Raw genomic sequence first — 18,448 nt, forward strand, 5'->3', positions numbered from 1 at the left:
TTAGGTTGGGAAATCCGCCAGACCGAATTTGGTCTTGGCGGTTCCGGTCATCGCCCGGACCCGCACAAGCGGCCCCAACACGATGAGAGTGATAAACAGCAGGCCAATCTCCGTGTGATACACGACAGAATAGCCCGTGGATGGCGTGGCGAGCGCCTCTCCAAAGGTTCCCTGAGTAGCAAGGCCACCGACAACGTCCCGCAGGCCGCCCCCGATCACCGTAGACAGCCCGGCGGCAGTGGCCTGCGCGGCCCCCCACGCACCAAGCGCCAGACCGCGCCCCGCCAGCCCGCCTGCGGGCATGGTCATGGCAGCGGTCAACGTGGCGACCGAAAACAGGCCCCCACCAAGGCCGATGGCAAATGCCCCGGCAAAGAACAAAGCACCGCTGTCCAGCGGGGCTGCAAAGATGACGGAACTGAAGGCAATCAATCCCACGAGGAGTCCACGGCCTGCGATCCGGTAAGGGTCCGTGGCCTTCGCCAACCAGCGCGCGGCTGCCGCAAACCCCAGCAACGCGCCAATGGCCCACGCCGCCGTCAGCAACGTCGTTGATGACACGCTGAGGCCAAGGATCTCCCCCCCGTAAGGCTCCAGCAATACGTCCTGCATATTGAACGCCATCGTCCCGAGGAAGACGACCGCCAGCAAACGCCCCGCCGTCCCGCCTGACGTGAAGTCCGCCCAGGCATCGCCAAAGGTCGGCTTGGGTGCGGCGCGTTCTTCCCGCGACATCGGCTTGACCTTCTCCTGCTTCCACAGGGCGATCAGGTTCAGAACGATGGTGACAACGGCGGCCCCTTGCACGACCTGCACCAGCTTCAACTCGCTAAAGTCACGCAGCAGGGTGCCGATGATAATGGCGGCCACCAGCATCCCCAGCAGGAACATCACATAAAGCAGCGCCACCACCCGTGGCCGCGTTTCATCATCCGCGCGGTCAGCCGCCAGCGCCAGACCGGCCGTCTGGGTCATGTGCATGCCCACACCCGTCAGCAAAAACGCCAGACCGGCGGCAAACTGCCGCGCGCCTTCGGGGATATCGACCGCAGTATTGCCCGACAGCACCAACAGCGCCATCGGCATGATCGCCAAGCCACCAAACTGCCACAACGTCCCAAACCAGAGGTAGGGGATACGTTTCCAACCAATCGCACTGCGATACGTGTCCGATTTGAACCCCAGAAGCGCGCGGAACGGGGCCGCCAGCACCGGAATGGCAATCATCACCGCCACGATCAACGCAGGCACACCCAGTTCCACAATCATCACGCGGTTCAACGTGCCCAGCAACAACACGCCCGCCATGCCAACGGACACCTGAAACAGCGCCAACCGCAACAACTGCCCCAGGGGCAGACCAACGCTGGCTGCATCCGCAAAGGGCAGCATCCTCAGGGTCACTTTTTGCAAATCGGCAGCGCGGAAAATCATGGCCGTCCCCCGAACCGCAGACACTGCGAAATGTAGAAACCGGATGTCACACGCTCGACCTCTGCCAGCCGTCCGTGCACACCTGCTATGCGCAGATCATTGGCCAGTTTATGCGTGTTGTGCGGCACCATCACGGGCGACCGGTCCGCGCGCGGAAACAGCTTTCCCACCCGAAACATCGCCATCAATAGCGGCGTCTTGGGGGCGAGGGTGAAGATAAACTTGCCGCGGATGCGCCGCTCGTTGGCCTTCAACAGGCTCACCAACGTCGCATCATCGTAATAGATCATCGAATCCATGGCCACTGCGTGGTCAAACGAGCCATGGGCCGGGTCCATCATATCCCCCGCCGTGAACGTGATCCGCCGCCGCAGGTGATCCGGGCAGCGCGCCTCGGCAATCTTGATGATCTCCGGCGCGATATCGACGGCCACAACCTCGGCCCCGCGTTCGGCCAGAGCAACCGCCTTGGCCCCCGTCCCGCAACCGGCATCCAGTATCCGGCACCCGGTCAGATCATCCGGCAACTGGCCCAACATAACCGCCCGCATCCGATCACGCCCCGCGCGCACGGTCGCACGGATACCCGACACCGGCGCGTCAGAGGTCAGACGCTCCCATGTCTGGGTCGCCGTACGGTCGAAATAATGTTCGACCCGGTCGCGTGTGGCGTCATAGCTCATCAATCAAACCCAAGCAGTTCAAAGATGTCACGGTCTTCCAATGGATCGGGCGTCGTCACCTCGGTGCTGTTGTACAGCGCCTCAGCCATCTTGATGTATCCGGCCTGACAGGCGGCAATCTCATCGTCCAAAGGCATTTCAAACAACGTCTTCTTCTTCAAACGGCTGCGGCGGATCGCATCCACATCGGGCATATGCGCCAGCCGGTTGAACCCCACCGTGCGGCAATAACGATCCACCTCGTCGGTGTCCTTGGACCGGTTCGCGACACATCCCGCCAGCCGCACCTTGTAGTTCTTCGATTTGGCCTGCACGGCGGCAATGATCCGGTTCATCGCATAGATGCTGTCGAAATCATTGGCCGTGACGATCAACGCCTTGTCGGCGTGCTGCAACGGGGCGGCAAAACCCCCACAGACCACATCACCCAACACATCGAAAATCACCACGTCGGTGTCTTCCAGCAGATGGTGCTGCTTGAGCAGTTTCACCGTCTGCCCCACGACATAGCCACCACAGCCGGTGCCTGCAGGTGGGCCACCGGCCTCCACGCATTTCACACCGCCATAGCCTTCGGTCACGAAATCCTCGGGCCGCAACTCCTCAGGGTGGAAATCCACCTCTTTCAGAATGTCGATCACGGTGGGCTGCAACTGACCTGTCAACGTGAAGGTACTGTCATGCTTGGGGTCACAGCCGATCTGCAGCACCCGTTTGCCCATCTTGGCAAAGGCCGCTGACATATTGCTGGACGTGGTCGACTTGCCGATCCCGCCCTTGCCGTAGATCGCAAACACCTTGGCACCCTCAATCTGCACCGACGCATCCTGATGCACCTGCACAGACCCTTCGCCATCCTCGCCACGCAGGTTCGGTATCTCGTCTCTGGGGCTCATAGCGCCCTCCCTTCACAGCCGGGCCCAACGCCCCGCTTCTTTGGTTCAAAAATATGCCGGGGGGAGTCCGCAGGACGGGGGGCTGGCCCCCCTCCCCGCTCGCCGCAGGCGCATATGCCATGGGTCATGCTCATTCCGCTGCAATCCCCTCCAACCGGTCTTCCAGGGCATCTGCCGCATCCTGCAGCCCCGCCAATGTATCCTCATCCGGCGACCAGTACGCACGGTCCGATGCTTCCAGCAGGCGCGACGCCATCCGCACCGACGCCTGCGGGTTGAGCGCCGCCAGCCGTTCCCGCATCTCTGCATCCAGAACGAAGGTCTCGCTCAGCTTTTGATAGACCCAAGGCTCCACCTGTCCGGTCGTGGCCGACCAGCCCAACGTGTTGGTGATATGCGCCTCGATCTGACGCACGCCCTCGTGGCCATGCTCCAACAGCGCCTCAAAGAACCGTGGGTTCAGCGCACGACTGCGGGTCTCCAATGCGACCTGATCCTTCAATGTGCGCACCTTCGCGGCCCCACGGGTCTGGTCCCCGATATAGACCGCCGCATCTTCACCCTTGGCGCGCTTCACAGCACGGGCAATGCCCCCCAGCGTGTCGAAATAATGGTCCACCGTGGTGACACCCAATTCAACACTTTCAAGGTTCTGATAGGCGACATCCACATCCTTCAACGCGGCCTGCAACAGGTTGGCGTTCTTCGTGGGCTTGCCGTCCATTCCATACGCGAAGGACTTGCGCGCCTCATAGGCGTCGGCCAACTCGTCCTCACCCTCAAACGCAGAACTGTCGACAAGGGAATTTACGTTGGACCCATAGGCCCCTTCCGCATTTGAGAAGACCCGTAAAGCCGCCTCTTCCATGCTGCACCCCATCTCGTTGGCGTAGGCCAGCGCATGGGCGCGCACATAATTCTGATCCAGCGGTTCATCCGCGACAGCCGCCTTGAACGCCGCTTCTGCCAGCATCCGTGTCTGCAACGGCAGCAGATCGCGGAAAATACCCGACAGCGTCATGATGACATCCACACGCGGACGCCCCAGCTCCTCCAACGGGATCAAATCCGCGCCGGACAAGCGGCCGTAATAATCAAACCGGGGTTTCGCCCCCAGCAGACCCAAAGCCTGCGCAATCGGCACGCCGTCGGATTTGATATTGTCCGACCCCCACAGCACCAAAGCCACCGTGCGCGGCACGCTCGCATGGGTTTCCAACAACAGCTCCGCCTGCCGCACGCCGTCTTGCATGGCAAAGGCGGTTGGCATCCGGAACGGATCAAAGGCATGAATGTTACGCCCGGTGGGCAAAATCTCGGGGCTGCGGATCACGTCACCGCCGGGCACCGGTGCCACATAGCGCGCCGACAAGGCCTTCATCAGGCCGTCCAACTCCCCAGACGCCAGCATGCGACGCTTCGCATCGGCACGATCGGGGGCGGTCTCGAACGACATAAGGTTTAACATCGCCTCAGCGTCCGCATCGGCCATGGTCCGGCCCACAATGTGCAAACCATCGGTGATCAGCGCGTCTTCAGTCTCAAGCAACGTCAGCCACAGCGCATCGGGCGCAACGCCGCCCATATCGACAGCCTCCGCCTGTGCGGCAATCAACTCCTCCAACGCAGCCGCATCAGGATCACCCGCAGGCAATCCCCGCCATCGCGTCAGGCTGTCCTTCAACTCGGCCAGCCCCTTATACAGCCCCGCCGACTGCAACGGCGGCGTCAAATGCGTGACGGTCACAGCGCCGGATCGCCGTTTGGCCAGCGTCGCCTCGGACGGGTTGTTGGCCGCATAAAGGTAGACATTCGGCATCTCACCCATCAGCCGGTCCGGCCAATCCCGCGCGCCCAATCCGGCCTGCTTTCCGGGCATAAATTCCAACGCGCCGTGCATCCCGAAATGCAGCACCGCATCAGCGCAGTACGTATTGCGAAGCCACAAATAAAACTGGGCAAAGGCATGGGTCGGGGCAAAGCCCTCTTCAAACAGCAACCGCATCGGGTCGCCCTCATAGCCAAAGGTCGGCTGGACGCCCACGAAGACATTGCCAAAATGCGCCCCCAGAACGAAAACACCCCGTCCGTCCGATTGAACCTTGCCGGGGGCAGGCCCCCAAACAGATTCTATCTCGGCCAAAGGCGGCGTGTTCGCGACGATGTGATCGGCACTGACATGCGCCGCGACATTCGCCTCTTGTCCATATTGCGCGGCATTGCCCTGCAAAATCGCCGCCCGCAGGTCGTCCACCGTGGCAGGCACTTCAACGTCGTAGCCGTCTGCTTTCATCCGCGTCAGCGTGTTGAACAGGCTCTCGAAAACCGACAGGTAGGCCGCCGTACCCACAGCCCCCGCATTGGGTGGAAAACCAAACAGAACCACCGCAACCTTCTTGTCGGCATTCGCAGCGCGATGCAGATGCGCCAGGCGCTGCACTTTCTCGGCCAGACTGTCGATCCGCTCATGGCACGGCGCCATGGCCTTTTCTTTGGCCTGACACCGATGCGCACAGCCGGCACAGCCTTCGGGCCCGTGACGTCCGGCAAAAACGGTCGGCGACATCGCACCATCAATTTCAGGCAGCGCGACCAGCATCGTCGTCTCAACCGGCCCAAGCCCCTGCTTGCCCTCGGCCCACTGACCAAGTGTCTGAAACTCAAGCGGCTGTGCATTCACATAAGGCACATCAAGCCGTGTCAGAGCCTCAATCGCCGCGTCATTGTCGTTATACGCCGGCCCACCCACAAGGCTGAACCCGGTCAACGACACCATCGCATCGACACCGTCAAAATAGGCATCCATGGCCGGACGCCCGTCAAGGCCCCCCGCAAAGGCAGGCACCGGCTGCAGGCCCTTGGCCTCAAACGCACGAATAACGGCGTCATAATGCGCCGTATCGCCCGCCAGAATATAGGACCGCAGCATCAGCAGCCCCACCTTGGGCCCGTCTGTTTCGGGCAATTCAGACAGGTCCGTAACAATGCCCTCAGCGGGCAAATCTGGGTGATATAGTCCCGTTTCAGGATAGTCGCGCGGGGCCTCAACGGTGATCCCACCCCACTCATGCCGCGTGGCATAGCGGGCAAGCAACATCCGCAACATCTGTTCGATGTTCTCGTCAGACCCGCCCAGCCAGTACTGCATGCACAAAAACCACGTCCGCAGGTCCTGCGCCTTGCCGGGGATCAGCCGCAGGATCTTCGGCAACCGCCGCAGCATCTTCATCTTCTTGGCGCCCGACGCGCTGTCATGGCTTTTCGCGCCGCGCAGCTTCTTCAACAAAGCCATGGGCCCGGAGGCGGGCTTGGACATGTCCAAGTCGCCCATCTTGGTCATTTGCACAATCGCCGGGTCCGCAATGACGCCGACAAACGCATCCAGATCATCGCGCCGCGCCTGCATTGCAGGCACAATCGCGTTCAACTGATCCTCAAGAAACACCAGATTGCCGACAATAATGTCTGCCTGACCCACAGCCTTCACAGCCGCGTCCTTCGCCGCCGGGTTCGCTTCCCACTCCGCGGACGCAAAAACCTCAACCGTGAGGCCCGGAAACTCCGCCGCCATCTTCGGCGCAAGCCGCGCAATCGGGCCAGCGGTGTGCTGGTCCAACGTCACAATCACGACGCGGTAGGGGATATGATCAACACTATCGCGCAAAATGGGCCTTCGCTTCGTAAAGGGTGTCGACAGAAATCTCCGCCAGCCCGCGCTCGGTCGCAAAATTCTCGGTGTTGCGCCGCGCCTTGCCGCGCACAAAGAACGGAATCTTCTTCAACTCGCGTTCCGCATCATCAAGCCAGATGACATTGTCGTCCGCATTCTTCTGATCCGAAAACTCCAGGGGGGACGCCGCAGGCGTGGGGGACTGGTCCCCCTCCACGACGCGCGGCTTGGCCTGACCGCCATGATGGCTCGCCCCCGCATCATCGTGAAATTCAAAATCCTCACGGAACATGTGCAACAGGTGCTCTTCGAGGCCCATCACCAGCGGATGCACCCAGGTGTCAAAGATCACATTCGCACCCTCAAAGCCCATCTGCGGGGAATAGCGCGCGGGGAAATCCTGCACGTGGACCGGCGCGGAGATCACCGCACAGGGGATGCCCAGCCGCTTGCCGATGTGGCGCTCCATCTGGGTACCAAGGATCATTTCGGGCTGAAGACGCTCGATCGCTTCCTCGACCTCAAGGTAATCGTCGGTGATCAGCGCCTCGACGCCGTAGTCTTTGGCCGTCTTGCGAATATCGCGGGCCATTTCACGGTTGAAACACCCCATGCCGCAGACCTCGAACCCCATCTCGTCGCGGGCGATGCGGGCGGCGGCCTTCACGTGCGTGCCGTCACCAAACAGGAACACGCGTTTACCGGTCAGATAGGTGCTGTCGACGCTGGCGGCATACCACGGCTGCCGCAACCGGCTTTCGTCGATCAATGCGGATTTTCCGGTGATCGCTGCCACTTCCGCGATAAAATCACGGGTCGCACCGGCCCCGATGGGGACGATCTTGGTGTATGGCTGGTCCAGTTCCCGTTCCATCCAGCGCGCGGCACTTTCGGCGGTTTCAGGATACATCAGCACGTTGAAATGCGCGGCCCCCATGCGGGCGATGTCAGCGGGCGTGGCCCCCATGGGCGCGCAGACATTCACGTCGATGCCCATGTCGGACAGCAGACCGGTCAGTTCTTCGATGTCATCACGGTGGCGGAACCCAAGGCCCGTGGGCCCGATCAGGTTGCACGTCACCCGCGCGGTGCGCTCCATCGGTTTGGCCAGATGGCGGACGATCTGAAAGAACGTCTCATCACAGCCGAAGTTTTCCTTGCGCTGATAGGATGGCAGCTCCAGCGGGATGACAGGAATATCAAAGCCCATCGTTTCGGCCAGACCGGCGGGATCATCCTGAATCAACTCGGCCGTGCAGGACGCGCCAACGATGATCGCCTGCGGCTTGAACCGGTCCACGGCATCCTGACAGGCGTCCTTGAACAGATGCGCCGTATCCGCGCCCAGATCACGCGCCTGAAAGGTGGTGTAGCTGACCGGTGGGCGATGATTGCGCCGTTCGATCATAGTGAACAGCAGGTCCGCATAGGTATCGCCCTGCGGCGCGTGCAGCACGTAGTGCAGGCCCTTCATTCCGGTGGCGACGCGCATTGCGCCGACATGGGGCGGGCCCTCATATGTCCACACCGAAAGCTTCATGAGGTTTCCTCAGGAAACTTTCGGTGCGTGCGAGGCAGCGATTTGCGATAGCAAAACGCGTTCGCACCCATCAGCAGGTTTGGAACAACGTCCTTCATTCCGCAGCCTCCAGACCCAGCATGTTCCGACGCCGCACGGGGCGGCTGAACAATCCGGCCAGATCGCCAGCCTGTTCGTAGAAATGCACGGGCGTGAAGACCAATTCGATGGCCCACTTCGTGGTCAGACCCTCGGCCTCCAACGGGTTGGCCAGACCAAGGCCGCAAACCGTCAGATCAGGCCGGGCCGCGCGCGCACGGTCCAGCTGTTTGTCCACATCCTGACCTTCGGAAATCTGCGGGCCGGCGGGCAACAGGTCCAGATCGGGGCCATGCAGCGCGTCGTGAATATAAGGCTGGCCCACTTCTATGGGCTGCATCCCGCATTCGCGCGCCAGAAACCGCGCCAGCGGAATTTCCATCTGACTGTCCGGCATGAAAAACACCGATTTGCCGCGCAGTGCCTCGGATGCCTGCGACACGGCGGCCCGTGCACGGGCACGGGGGGCGTCGGTGACTTTGGCAAAAGTGTCTGCATCAACCCCGAACTCGGCCGCGATCGTGGCAAGCCAGGCGGTCGTGCCTTCCTCACCATAGGGAAACGGCGCAGGCAGATGCCGCGCATGACGGCGCAACAATGCCGCATGGGTTTCACCCAGAAACGGCTGCGTCAGGGCAAAGACAGTATTCGGCCCGACCGACAATTCATCCGCCGCCGTCCGCGTGGGCAGACACCGCACGGTGTCGATGCCCAAACCGCCCAGCAGCGCCAGCATCTGGTCCTCGACCACATCGGGCAACGCCCCCACAACAACCAACTGCCGCGCATCCGTTTCCGGCAGCACCGGCACCATGGAGGCCAGACAGGCATCTTCACCTTCGGTAAACGTCGTCTCGATTCCCGAACCTGAAAAATTCAGGACCCGAACCGAAGGCCCGTGCGTGATGCTGAGCCGTTCCGCCGCCTTCGCGAGGTCCAGCTTGATCACTTCAGACGGGCAAGACCCCACCAGAAACAGCTGTTTGATGTCCGGCCTGCGGGCCAGCAATCTGTCAACTTGGGCATCCAGTTCGTCCTGCGCGTCTTTCAGACCCGCCAGATCCCCTTCTTCGAGAATCGCTGTCGCGAATCGAGGTTCGGCAAAAATCATGACACCGGCCGCAGACTGCAAAAGATGTGCACAGGTCCGCGACCCGACGACCAGAAAGAAGGCGTCCTGCATCTTGCGGTGCAGCCAGATGATGCCGGTGAGGCCGCAAAAAACCTCCCTCTGGCCGCGCTCTTTGAGGACGGGCGCCGTGCGGCAACCGCCACCGGTCGGCGGGGTGGGGGCATACGTCATACAGGCACCTGCGCATCAAGGCGCGCACGGCGCAGTTTCCAGACAAATTGCGCCGCGTTGATGGCATAGGCCGCATAGGCCGCCACTGCGATCCACATGAGCGTTTCAGCAGACCAACCGGTTGCGAAAAGCCCATAGATATAAAGGGTATGCAGCGCGATCACGCCAAAGCTGAACACGTCTTCCCAAAAGAACGCTGGCGCAAAAAGATACTGCCCGAAGACGACCTTTTCCCAGATCGCGCCTGTCACCATAATCAGGTACAAAACACCCGTCTTGATGACCACCGAAACCGTTGCCGCGGCGTAGCCTTCGCCCACCGCCAGATACCGCCAGACCAGCGCCACAGACACCAGAAACACCACAAATTGCAACGGGGCCAGAATGCCCTGCACCAACGTCCACTTCGTCGCGTCCCGACGGGCGCGTTCTGCGGCTGTGTACAGCGTGGTTTTCCCGGAATGAGAGGCTGGCTGCTCTCGCATGACGTGATGTTCCCTAAAGGTCTTCAGGAACAAATGTACGCGCCAAAACAGCAAAGTGTCAATTTAGATTTACAGTCAGATGGTTTACACACCGTGCAGATTGTCAGCCTCGGCAAACAGGCAGAACTGTCAACATTTGCTGGGGGTACAGCCCCATTTAAGGGCATGGCAAAAACAATCTGTCAATTACCTTTGACATTGACAGGGTCATGACGGACAATGCTGTCGCGGTTCTGGACGTTGCGGAAAGGATATGCTTTCCAGCCGGCCAGGTCCCGCAGGAGTTGTGAAATGGCCGAACAGTCAAAGTCGGACAAACGGCCCGCCGACAAGGCGGGGGCGAACGCGTCGGTCGACGCGCTGGCGTCCCGCGCCCTGTCCGTCGTGGCGAACCGCTCCCCCAAGACGGGTCTTCCCCTCGACAAAGGGCTGGTCAAAAAGCTGCATGACGCTGCCGCGGCCGGCCTTCACAACGAGGTGCCGGATGTCGTCAGAAGCATGCTTGATCGCGGCATCACGGCTGAGGTGATTGCCGTCCACTACATCCCAGAAGTTGCGCGTCAGATGGGGGATGAATGGTGCGAGGACGAACTGAGCTTCGGACACGTGACCATCGGTGTGTCCCGTCTTCAGTCCGCACTGCGGGTGTTGGGCAAGGACTGGTGGCATGACGCACGGAACCAGACGGACAACAGCACCGGCACCGGCGTCATCGTGATCGTCACAAAGGACGCCTATCATACCCTTGGCGCGTCCATTCTGTGCGGTCAGCTGCGCCAGATGGGGCTGTCGGTCCGGCTTGCGATGGGGGCCTCCCCGCAGGACCTGCGCGGGATGCTCAAGGACAGCTCTTTTGATGCCATTCTGATCTCGGCCACCATATTCGAGAGCCTTGATTTCCTGCGTGAATACGTAGAAACTATTCGGAAATCTGTTTCTGGTTCTCCGCCGATCATCGTTGGCGGGACCGTTTTGGATCAAGAGGCGGATGTGAGGTTGGCAACGGGTGCCGATTTCGCGACAAAAGATCCGATCGAGGCGCTTGAACATTGCGGGCTGACAAAGACAACGCGCAACGCAACAATCCAGTCCGGACATCGGACCTAAGCCGTGGTGCGCGGCCCCAATCCTCAGGCCACGCTGTGACCTCACGCGGAACCAAATACTGGGATACGGGTACCATTCCGTTGATCGCGCCGGAAATGCTCGGCGATATCATCGCGGCCCTTGCAGACATTGCCCTCGTGATCAGCGACACCGGACTGATTAAATCGGTGATCACCAACCCGACCCATGCCGCAATCGAGGATCTGGGTCACTGGGAAGGTCGCGAAGTCGCGGAAACGCTGACAACCGAAAGCATCCCGAAATTCGAACGTGCGCTTAAAAGTTTTGTCGAGGGCGACCCAGACGCGCGCCCTGTTCAGCTCAATCACGCCAACGACCGCAAGGACCTTGGCCTGCCGGTGAATTACACATTGCATCATGTGGGACCGGACGGGTCATTGCTGATGCTTGGCCGTGATCTGCGTCCGATTTCGGACATGCAGCAACAGTTGGTCAAAGCACAGATCGCACTGGAACAGGATTACGAACAGCAGCGCGAATATGACACCCGTTTCCGCGTGCTGATGGAATCCAGCAGGGATGCCGTCGTCTTTGTCGCTGTGGGCACCGGCCGGATCGTCGATGTCAATTCCATTGCCGCCCGTTTGCTGGGCCGGGACCGTGATGACCTGATCGGGTCCGCCTTCGCACAGGAATTTGACGGCCGCCGCAAGGGGGAGTTGATGGATGCGCTGTCGTCCTCGGCCCTTGCCGAAGGGCCGTCGTCGCTGGCCGCGCAGACCCGTCACAGCCGCAAATCAATCCGCGTGCATCCCACGATGTTCCGCGCCACGGGCGAACGGATTATTCTGTGCCGTCTTGATCTGACAGACGGTGGCACCACGGTGTCCGATGATCTTCCGGAACGGCTGTCCGGTCTGTTTGACCAGGGCGCCGACGCAATCGCCTTCACCGACTCTGACGGCAATCTGGCGTCCGTGAACGAGGCTTTTCTCGAACTGACCAATGCCGCCCATGCGCTGAACGTCAAAGGCCGGTCACTGGCGGATTACCTGCATCGCGGCAGCGTCGATCTGCGCGTATTGCTGGAAAACGCGGCCCGCGTGGGTCACATCCGTCTCTATTCCACCAAGATGGCCGGTGAATTTGGCGAACCCCGCACGGTTGAAATTTCCGCGACCTACCTCAGCGATCTGGAACACCCCGGCTACGCGTTTATCCTGCGCGATGCCTCCCGTGCTGATGCCGTCCGCGTGTCCCCCGCCCCTGTGGGTGAGGAAAACGTCAAATCCGTCATGGAACTGGTGGGCAGCGCCACGTTGAAGGAAATCGTGGCGGAAACCACCGACGTGGTCGAACGCATGTGTATCGAAACCGCGCTTGAACTGACGTCGAACAATCGTGTCGCTGCGGCAGAAATGCTCGGCCTGTCGCGTCAGTCGCTTTACGTCAAACTGCGCAAATACCACCTTTTGAACAAGAACGTTTGATCCCTGTGGATCATCGAAGGGTTCTGCGACACCGCCCAGCTGTGTCGCACCTGTAAACATGACTTAACACTTGCTGATTCTACGACTGTAAGCTTATGTTTACAGTTATGAGTGTTAGCCCCACCATTCCCCATCGTCGGTATCCCGAACCTGCCGCAGCGCTTCGGCTGATCAAACCGATCACGTGGTTCCCGCCGATGTGGGCCTATCTGTGCGGCACGGTGTCGTCGGGCGTCTCGCCCTTGTCGAACCTGTCGCTCGTCGTGATCGGCATAATTCTCGCAGGGCCCATCGTTTGCGGCATGTCGCAGGCGGCCAACGATTGGTGCGACCGGCATGTGGACGCCATCAACGAACCGGATCGTCCGATCCCGTCGGGCCGTATCCCCGGACGGTGGGGGCTGTGGATTGCCCTGATGATGTCGGTCCTGTCGTTAGCTGTTGGCGCGTTGCTTGGTCCTTGGGGATTTGCCGCAACGGTGCTGGGTGTTTTGGCCGCTTGGGCCTATTCCGCCGAACCGGTCCGCCTGAAACGATCCGGCTGGTGGGGGCCGGGCCTCGTGGGCCTCAGCTATGAAACCTTGCCCTGGATCACCGGCGCGGTGGTGCTGTCTGCGGGCGCGCCCGATTGGCGGATCGTGCTGATCGCCACCCTCTACGGGATTGGCGCCCACGGCATCATGACCCTCAACGATTTCAAAGCGCTTGAAGGCGACCGCCAAACCGGCGTCGCTTCCCTGCCCGTTACCCTTGGCCCAGACCGCGCAGCGCGGCTGGCCTGCGCCATCATGGCCGCACCGCAGGTGATTGTTATCGCCCTTCTGTTCCTATGGGACCGGCCACTTCAGGCCGGAATAGTGTCTGTTCTGCTGCTTGCCCAAGGCTGGGCGATGTCCGTCATGTTGCGCGACCCAAAGGGCAAGGCACCATGGTACAACGGCACCGGAGTCCTCTTCTACATCTCGGGCATGATGGTCGCGGCTGTGGCGCTCAAGGGGATCGTCTGATGGTGGGCTGGCCGACAATCGCGCGTCTGTGTCTGGTCAATATGGCCATCGGCGGGCTGGCCGCGCTACCCGTCAATTTGTTCAATCGCCTCATGACCGTGGAACTCAGCCTGCCGGCCCTACTGCCCGGCCTGTTGGTCGCCCTGCACTATGGCGTGCAACTGACACGGCCTGTCTGGGGTCACCGGTCCGATGCACGGGGCGGGCGGACACCGCTGATATTGGGCGGCATCGTCGTCACGGCACTCGCCATCGTCACAGCCGCCTATGCCATCCTTGTGGCCAGCACCGCACCCGGCATGGCACTGCTGCTTTGGATCGGGGCCTATGCAGCACTCGGCCTCGGGATCGGCGCGGCGGGCACTTCCTTTCTTGCACTTCTGGCCACGACAACAACAGGTCGCGGCAAAGGGGGTGCGGCCACAACCGCATGGCTGTTCCTGATCGCAGGGGCGATCATCGCCTCCATCGGCACCGGCATCGCGCTTGATCCCTATTCACCCGAACGCCTCGTCGCTGTGGTGGCTGTGGTCGCCGCCATCGCGGTGCTGCTGTGCATCCTCGCCACCCTCGGGGTGGAACGCAAACTCGGGCCTGCCCCCGCACCGGAACACACGGCGCTTGGCCCCGCCCTGCGCGCCACATGGGCCGATCCCGCCGCGCGTCGCTTTACCGGCTTTGTCTTCCTGTCCATCTTCGCCTTCTACCTGTCCGAACTGATTTTCGAACCCTTCGCAGGCCACGTCCATGGCCTCTCCCCCGAAGCATCCACCAAGCTGTCCGGCGGCAAGGACGGCGCGGCCCTGCTGGGGATGATCTTGGCCGGAGTCTTGTCATCGCTGCGGATTGGAACGCTGCGCATGTGGGCCGTGGCCGGGTGCCTGATTTCAGCCGCGGGCCTTCTGGCGCTGGGCGCACAAATGTCGCTGATCGCGTCCTCCGTCACGCTTGGCCTTGGCAACGGCCTGTTTGTCGTGGGCGCGGTCGGGTCGATGATGGTCCTGTCGTCTGAACGCGAAGGATCAACCGGCGTCCGCATGGGGGTCTTCGGCGCGGCACAGGCGATTGCCGCTGGCCTCGCCGGTCTGATTGCCACGGGTATGCTGGATCTGATCCGTCTGATCCTGCCGGACACCACCGCCTATGCCACTGTCTTCACGCTTGAGGCCGCGTTGTTCTGCGCAGCCGCTTTCGTTGCCCTTCGTATTCTGGGCCAATCGCCCGCCTCCCCTCCCATCCTCCAACCAGGAGAATAGCCATGTATGATGTCGTCGTTGTCGGAGGCGGACCCTCAGGGGCAACTGCCGCAGAAGACCTCGCCCGCGCGGGCAAAAAAGTCGCCATGATTGACCGCGACGGTCGCATCAAACCCTGCGGCGGGGCGGTCCCCCCGCGTCTGATCGCAGACTTCAATATCCCCGACGCGCAAATCGTGGCCCGTGTGAACACAGCGCGGATGATCTCCCCCACACAACGTCACGTGGATATCCCGATTGAGAACGGCTACGTCGGTATGGTCGACCGTGAACATTTCGACGAATTCCTCCGCGCCCGCGCCAAATCCGCCGGCGCGCATCGGTATACCGGCACCTTCCTGCGGATCGACCGTGATGATGCGGGCACTCATGTGGTGTTCCGCGACAAAATCTCCGGCAACGAACAACGCCTGACGACACGGCTTGTCATCGGCGCGGACGGCGCACGGTCCAAGGTCGGCACGCAAGAGGTTCCGGGCGGCGACACTATTCCCTACGTCATCGCCTATCACGAAATCATCGAAGCACCGCAGGCCAATGCCGCCTACGACCCCATGCGCTGCGATGTCATCTATGACGGCGCGATCAGCCCCGATTTCTACGGTTGGGTCTTCCCCCACGGCGCGCAATGCAGCGTCGGCATGGGCACCGAAGTGACGGATGTCGACCTCAAAGAAGCCACCGCCAAACTGCGCGCGGCGTCCGGCCTGACCGACTGTAAAACCATCCGCAAGGAAGGCGCGCCGATCCCGTTGAAACCTCTGGACCGTTGGGACAATGGCCGCGATGTGGTGCTGGCCGGCGATGCCGCAGGCGTCGTGGCCCCCTCGTCCGGCGAAGGGATCTACTACGCCATGGTCGGCGGTCGCGTCGCGGCTGAGGCGTGTCTGGCCTGCCTCGCCTCCGGCAAGGTCCGCGACCTACAGCTCGCGCGCAAGGCGTTCATGAAAGAACACAAGATGGTCTTCAAGGTTCTTCGCTCCATGCAGGATGCCTATTATAAATCCGACGAACGCCGCGAACGCTTTGTGTCCCTGTGTCATGATGTCGACGTGCAGCGCCTCACGTTTGAGGCGTATATGAACAAGAAACTCGTGAAAGCCCGCCCCATGGCCCACATCAAAATCGGCATCAAGAACCTTGCGCATCTGACGCGTCTGGTCCGGCCGCATCACGTCTGATGACAATGATCCCGACCTGGGTGAACGGTATCCTGACCCCCGTGGATAAGCTGGAGGCCCATGTGAAGGGTCTGCGTCACAAGGCGGTGTCGGTCTTTGTGATGGACGGCACCAACGTGCTGATCCAGCAGCGCGCCCTGTCGAAATATCACACGCCAGGTCTGTGGGCGAACACCTGCTGCACCCATCCCCACTGGGACGAAGATGCAGGCACCTGTGCCGTGCGCCGGCTAAAGGACGAACTGGGCATCACCGGTCTGTATCCCGTCTACCGCGATCAGCTGGAATATCGCGCCAATGTGGGCGACGGGTTGATCGAACACGAAGTGGTCGATCTGTTCGTCGCCCCCGCGTCTGAGCGCACTCTTGAACTGGACCTGAACCCGGATGAAGTGATGGCGACCCGTTGGGTCGACATCTACGAACTCGCAGCCGAGGTCGCGCGCCATCCCGACAAATATACCCCTTGGCTTCAGATCTATCTGGCCGATCACCTCGATCTGGTGATCGCGGACCAAACTTCTATGGCGCAGGCCGGAGAATAGACCCTATTTCACCTTAATCGGTGACTTTGCAGCGTCGATCCCCGCGGCCTCCATCGCGGTGGCGGCAATATCCACAGCCGACAACCCGCCGTCCGCATACATCGCATCCGGGGCCGCCTGATCAATGAACCGGTCCGGCAGCGTCATGGTGCGCAACTGCGCCTCAGCCAGCAGACCTTCCCGCGCGAGCGATTGCAGCACCATGGCGCCAAAGCCCCCCACGGCACCCTGTTCAATCGTGATCACAGCGCGGTGGGTCTTCACCAATTTGCGGATCATTGCCATGTCCAACGGTTTGGCAAACCGCGCATCCGCGATGGTGACGCTGACCCCCTGCGCCTCTAACAACCGGGCCGCTTTGCGGGTTTCGCCCAGATGCGCCCCAAAGGACAGCAAGGCCACGTCGGTCCCCTCCTGAACGATCCGACCTTTGCCGATCTCCAGCACCTCGCCGCGCTCAGGCATCTCCATTCCCTCGCCTTCGCCGCGTGGATAGCGGAAGGCGATTGGCCCGGCGTCATAGGCGGCGGCGGTGGCCACCATGTGCATCAGCTCCACCTCATCAGCGGCGGCCATGACGACCATATTGGGCAGCGCTGCAAGATAGCCGATGTCAAACGCCCCTGCATGGGTCGGCCCGTCAGCGCCGACAAGTCCTGCACGATCTACTGCGAAGCGCACCGGCAGATTTTGCAAGGCAACATCATGAACAATCTGGTCATACCCGCGTTGCAGGAACGATGAATAAATCGCGCAGAACGGCTTCATCCCCGACGCCGCCAATCCTGCGGCAAAGGTCACAGCGTGTTGTTCAGCAATACCCACATCAAAGGTCCGTTTCGGAAAGGCTTTGCCGAAAATATCAATACCGGTCCCCGATGGCATCGCGGCGGTAATGCCGACAATTTTAGGGTCTGATTCAGCCTCTTTCACCAGACTTTCCCCAAACACCTTGGTGTAGCTTGGCGCGTTCGGGCGTGATTTCTTCTGCGCGCCGGTGGCCACGTCAAACTTGGCGACGCCATGATATTTGTCGTCAGACCCCTCGGCTGGGGCGTAGCCCTTGCCTTTCACCGTACAGGCATGGATCAGCACAGGCCCCGTGGCCCGCACCTTGGCGGTGCGCAGCACGCTCAGCAACTGCCCCATGTCGTGCCCGTCGATAGGCCCCACATACTGAAAGCCCAACTCCTCAAACAAGGTCCCCGACCCGCCATTCAGCCCCGTCACCAACTGCCGCGCGCGGCGCGCGTGGTCGCGCAAGGGGCCGGGCAATGCGGCCTCAAACCCTTCGGCCATCGTGGCCGCCGGGCTGGAATAGAGACTGCTGAGGTATTTCGACATCGCCCCCACCGGTGGCGCAATCGACATTTCATTGTCGTTCAAGATCACAAACAACCGGCGGCCTTCGGCGCCTGCATTGTTCATCGCCTCATAGGCCATTCCGGCTGAGATCGACCCGTCCCCGATCACCGCAATGGCATCACCTGTCGGCGCACCCAAATCCCGCGCGGTGGCAAAGCCAAGTGCTGCGGAAATCGACGTGGACGAATGCGCCGCACCGAATGGGTCATATTCGGACTCCGATCGTTTGGTGAAACCGGACAACCCGCCCTCTTGGCGCAGGGTGCGGATGCGGTCGCGACGGCCGGTCAGGACCTTGTGCGGATAACACTGGTGACCCACGTCCCACACGATCTTGTCATGGGGCGTGTTGAACACCGCATGAAGCGCCACGGTCATTTCAACCACCCCGAGGGACGACCCCAGATGCCCGCCTGTTTCAGACACGGCGGACACGACCTCGGCCCG

Annotated in this window: 14 protein-coding genes; 6 read left to right on the forward strand and 8 right to left on the reverse strand. The window is 61.3% G+C overall.

Translation table 11 applies throughout. The features are described from left to right. From QZ653_RS05345 to bchF, 7 genes are all read right to left on the reverse strand, one after another. Positions 1-1,434 (reverse strand): MFS transporter, encoded by a 1,434-nt coding sequence (locus QZ653_RS05345; RefSeq protein WP_296418298.1) that lies wholly within the window; start codon positions 1,432-1,434, stop codon positions 1-3. Further along, entirely contained in the window at positions 1,431-2,117 is a 687-nt protein-coding gene (gene bchM / locus QZ653_RS05350) for a magnesium protoporphyrin IX methyltransferase (protein WP_296418300.1), read from the reverse strand. Before bchM ends, QZ653_RS05345 begins: the two co-directional genes overlap by 4 nt. Then, positions 2,117-3,013, reverse strand: coding sequence for a ferredoxin:protochlorophyllide reductase (ATP-dependent) iron-sulfur ATP-binding protein (gene bchL / locus QZ653_RS05355; RefSeq protein ID WP_296418302.1), 897 nt, complete (start codon positions 3,011-3,013; stop codon positions 2,117-2,119). Before bchL ends, bchM begins: the two co-directional genes overlap by 1 nt. Before the next feature lie 130 nt (positions 3,014-3,143). Next, complete coding sequence (locus tag QZ653_RS05360; RefSeq protein ID WP_296418304.1) at positions 3,144-6,677, reverse strand: cobaltochelatase subunit CobN; 3,534 nt, start codon at positions 6,675-6,677, stop codon at positions 3,144-3,146. Continuing rightward, positions 6,667-8,223 carry a ferredoxin:protochlorophyllide reductase (ATP-dependent) subunit B gene (gene bchB / locus QZ653_RS05365; RefSeq protein WP_296418306.1) on the reverse strand — a complete coding sequence of 519 codons (1,557 nt, stop codon included), beginning with the start codon at positions 8,221-8,223 and terminating at the stop codon, positions 6,667-6,669. The genes QZ653_RS05360 and bchB overlap by 11 nt, the downstream gene beginning before the upstream one ends. A gap of 94 nt (positions 8,224-8,317) precedes the next feature. Further along, on the reverse strand, positions 8,318-9,604 hold the full coding sequence (locus tag QZ653_RS05370; RefSeq protein ID WP_296418307.1) for a ferredoxin:protochlorophyllide reductase (ATP-dependent) subunit N: 1,287 nt from the start codon (positions 9,602-9,604) through the stop codon (positions 8,318-8,320). Then, positions 9,601-10,089 carry a 2-vinyl bacteriochlorophyllide hydratase gene (bchF, locus tag QZ653_RS05375; protein ID WP_296418309.1) on the reverse strand — a complete coding sequence of 163 codons (489 nt, stop codon included), beginning with the start codon at positions 10,087-10,089 and terminating at the stop codon, positions 9,601-9,603. The genes QZ653_RS05370 and bchF overlap by 4 nt, the downstream gene beginning before the upstream one ends. Before the next feature lie 291 nt (positions 10,090-10,380). Between bchF and QZ653_RS05380 the strand changes: the two genes are divergently transcribed. From QZ653_RS05380 to idi, 6 genes are all read left to right on the forward strand, one after another. After that, entirely contained in the window at positions 10,381-11,196 is an 816-nt protein-coding gene (locus QZ653_RS05380) for a B12-binding domain-containing protein (protein ID WP_296418311.1), read from the forward strand. A gap of 35 nt (positions 11,197-11,231) precedes the next feature. Then, positions 11,232-12,647 carry a transcriptional regulator PpsR gene (gene ppsR, locus QZ653_RS05385; RefSeq protein WP_296418313.1) on the forward strand — a complete coding sequence of 472 codons (1,416 nt, stop codon included), beginning with the start codon at positions 11,232-11,234 and terminating at the stop codon, positions 12,645-12,647. 107 nt (positions 12,648-12,754) lie between these two features. Further along, positions 12,755-13,654 (forward strand): chlorophyll synthase ChlG, encoded by a 900-nt coding sequence (chlG, locus tag QZ653_RS05390; protein WP_296418398.1) that lies wholly within the window; start codon positions 12,755-12,757, stop codon positions 13,652-13,654. Continuing rightward, a complete protein-coding gene (locus QZ653_RS05395) occupies positions 13,654-14,910 on the forward strand; it encodes a PucC family protein (protein ID WP_296418314.1) in 1,257 nt (418 codons plus the stop codon). Before chlG ends, QZ653_RS05395 begins: the two co-directional genes overlap by 1 nt. Before the next feature lie 2 nt (positions 14,911-14,912). Beyond that, positions 14,913-16,091, forward strand: a complete 1,179-nt coding sequence (locus QZ653_RS05400) for a geranylgeranyl diphosphate reductase (protein ID WP_296418315.1) — start codon at positions 14,913-14,915, stop codon at positions 16,089-16,091. After that, positions 16,088-16,636 (forward strand): isopentenyl-diphosphate Delta-isomerase, encoded by a 549-nt coding sequence (gene idi, locus QZ653_RS05405; protein WP_296418399.1) that lies wholly within the window; start codon positions 16,088-16,090, stop codon positions 16,634-16,636. The genes QZ653_RS05400 and idi overlap by 4 nt, the downstream gene beginning before the upstream one ends. A gap of 3 nt (positions 16,637-16,639) precedes the next feature. Here the strand turns inward: idi and dxs are convergent. Further along, positions 16,640-18,448: 1-deoxy-D-xylulose-5-phosphate synthase (gene dxs / locus QZ653_RS05410; RefSeq protein ID WP_296418317.1), on the reverse strand; the 1,809-nt coding region annotated here is incomplete at its 5' end.

The organism is Pseudooctadecabacter sp., assembly GCF_020627745.1.
In the GTDB taxonomy this organism is placed as follows: domain Bacteria; phylum Pseudomonadota; class Alphaproteobacteria; order Rhodobacterales; family Rhodobacteraceae; genus Octadecabacter.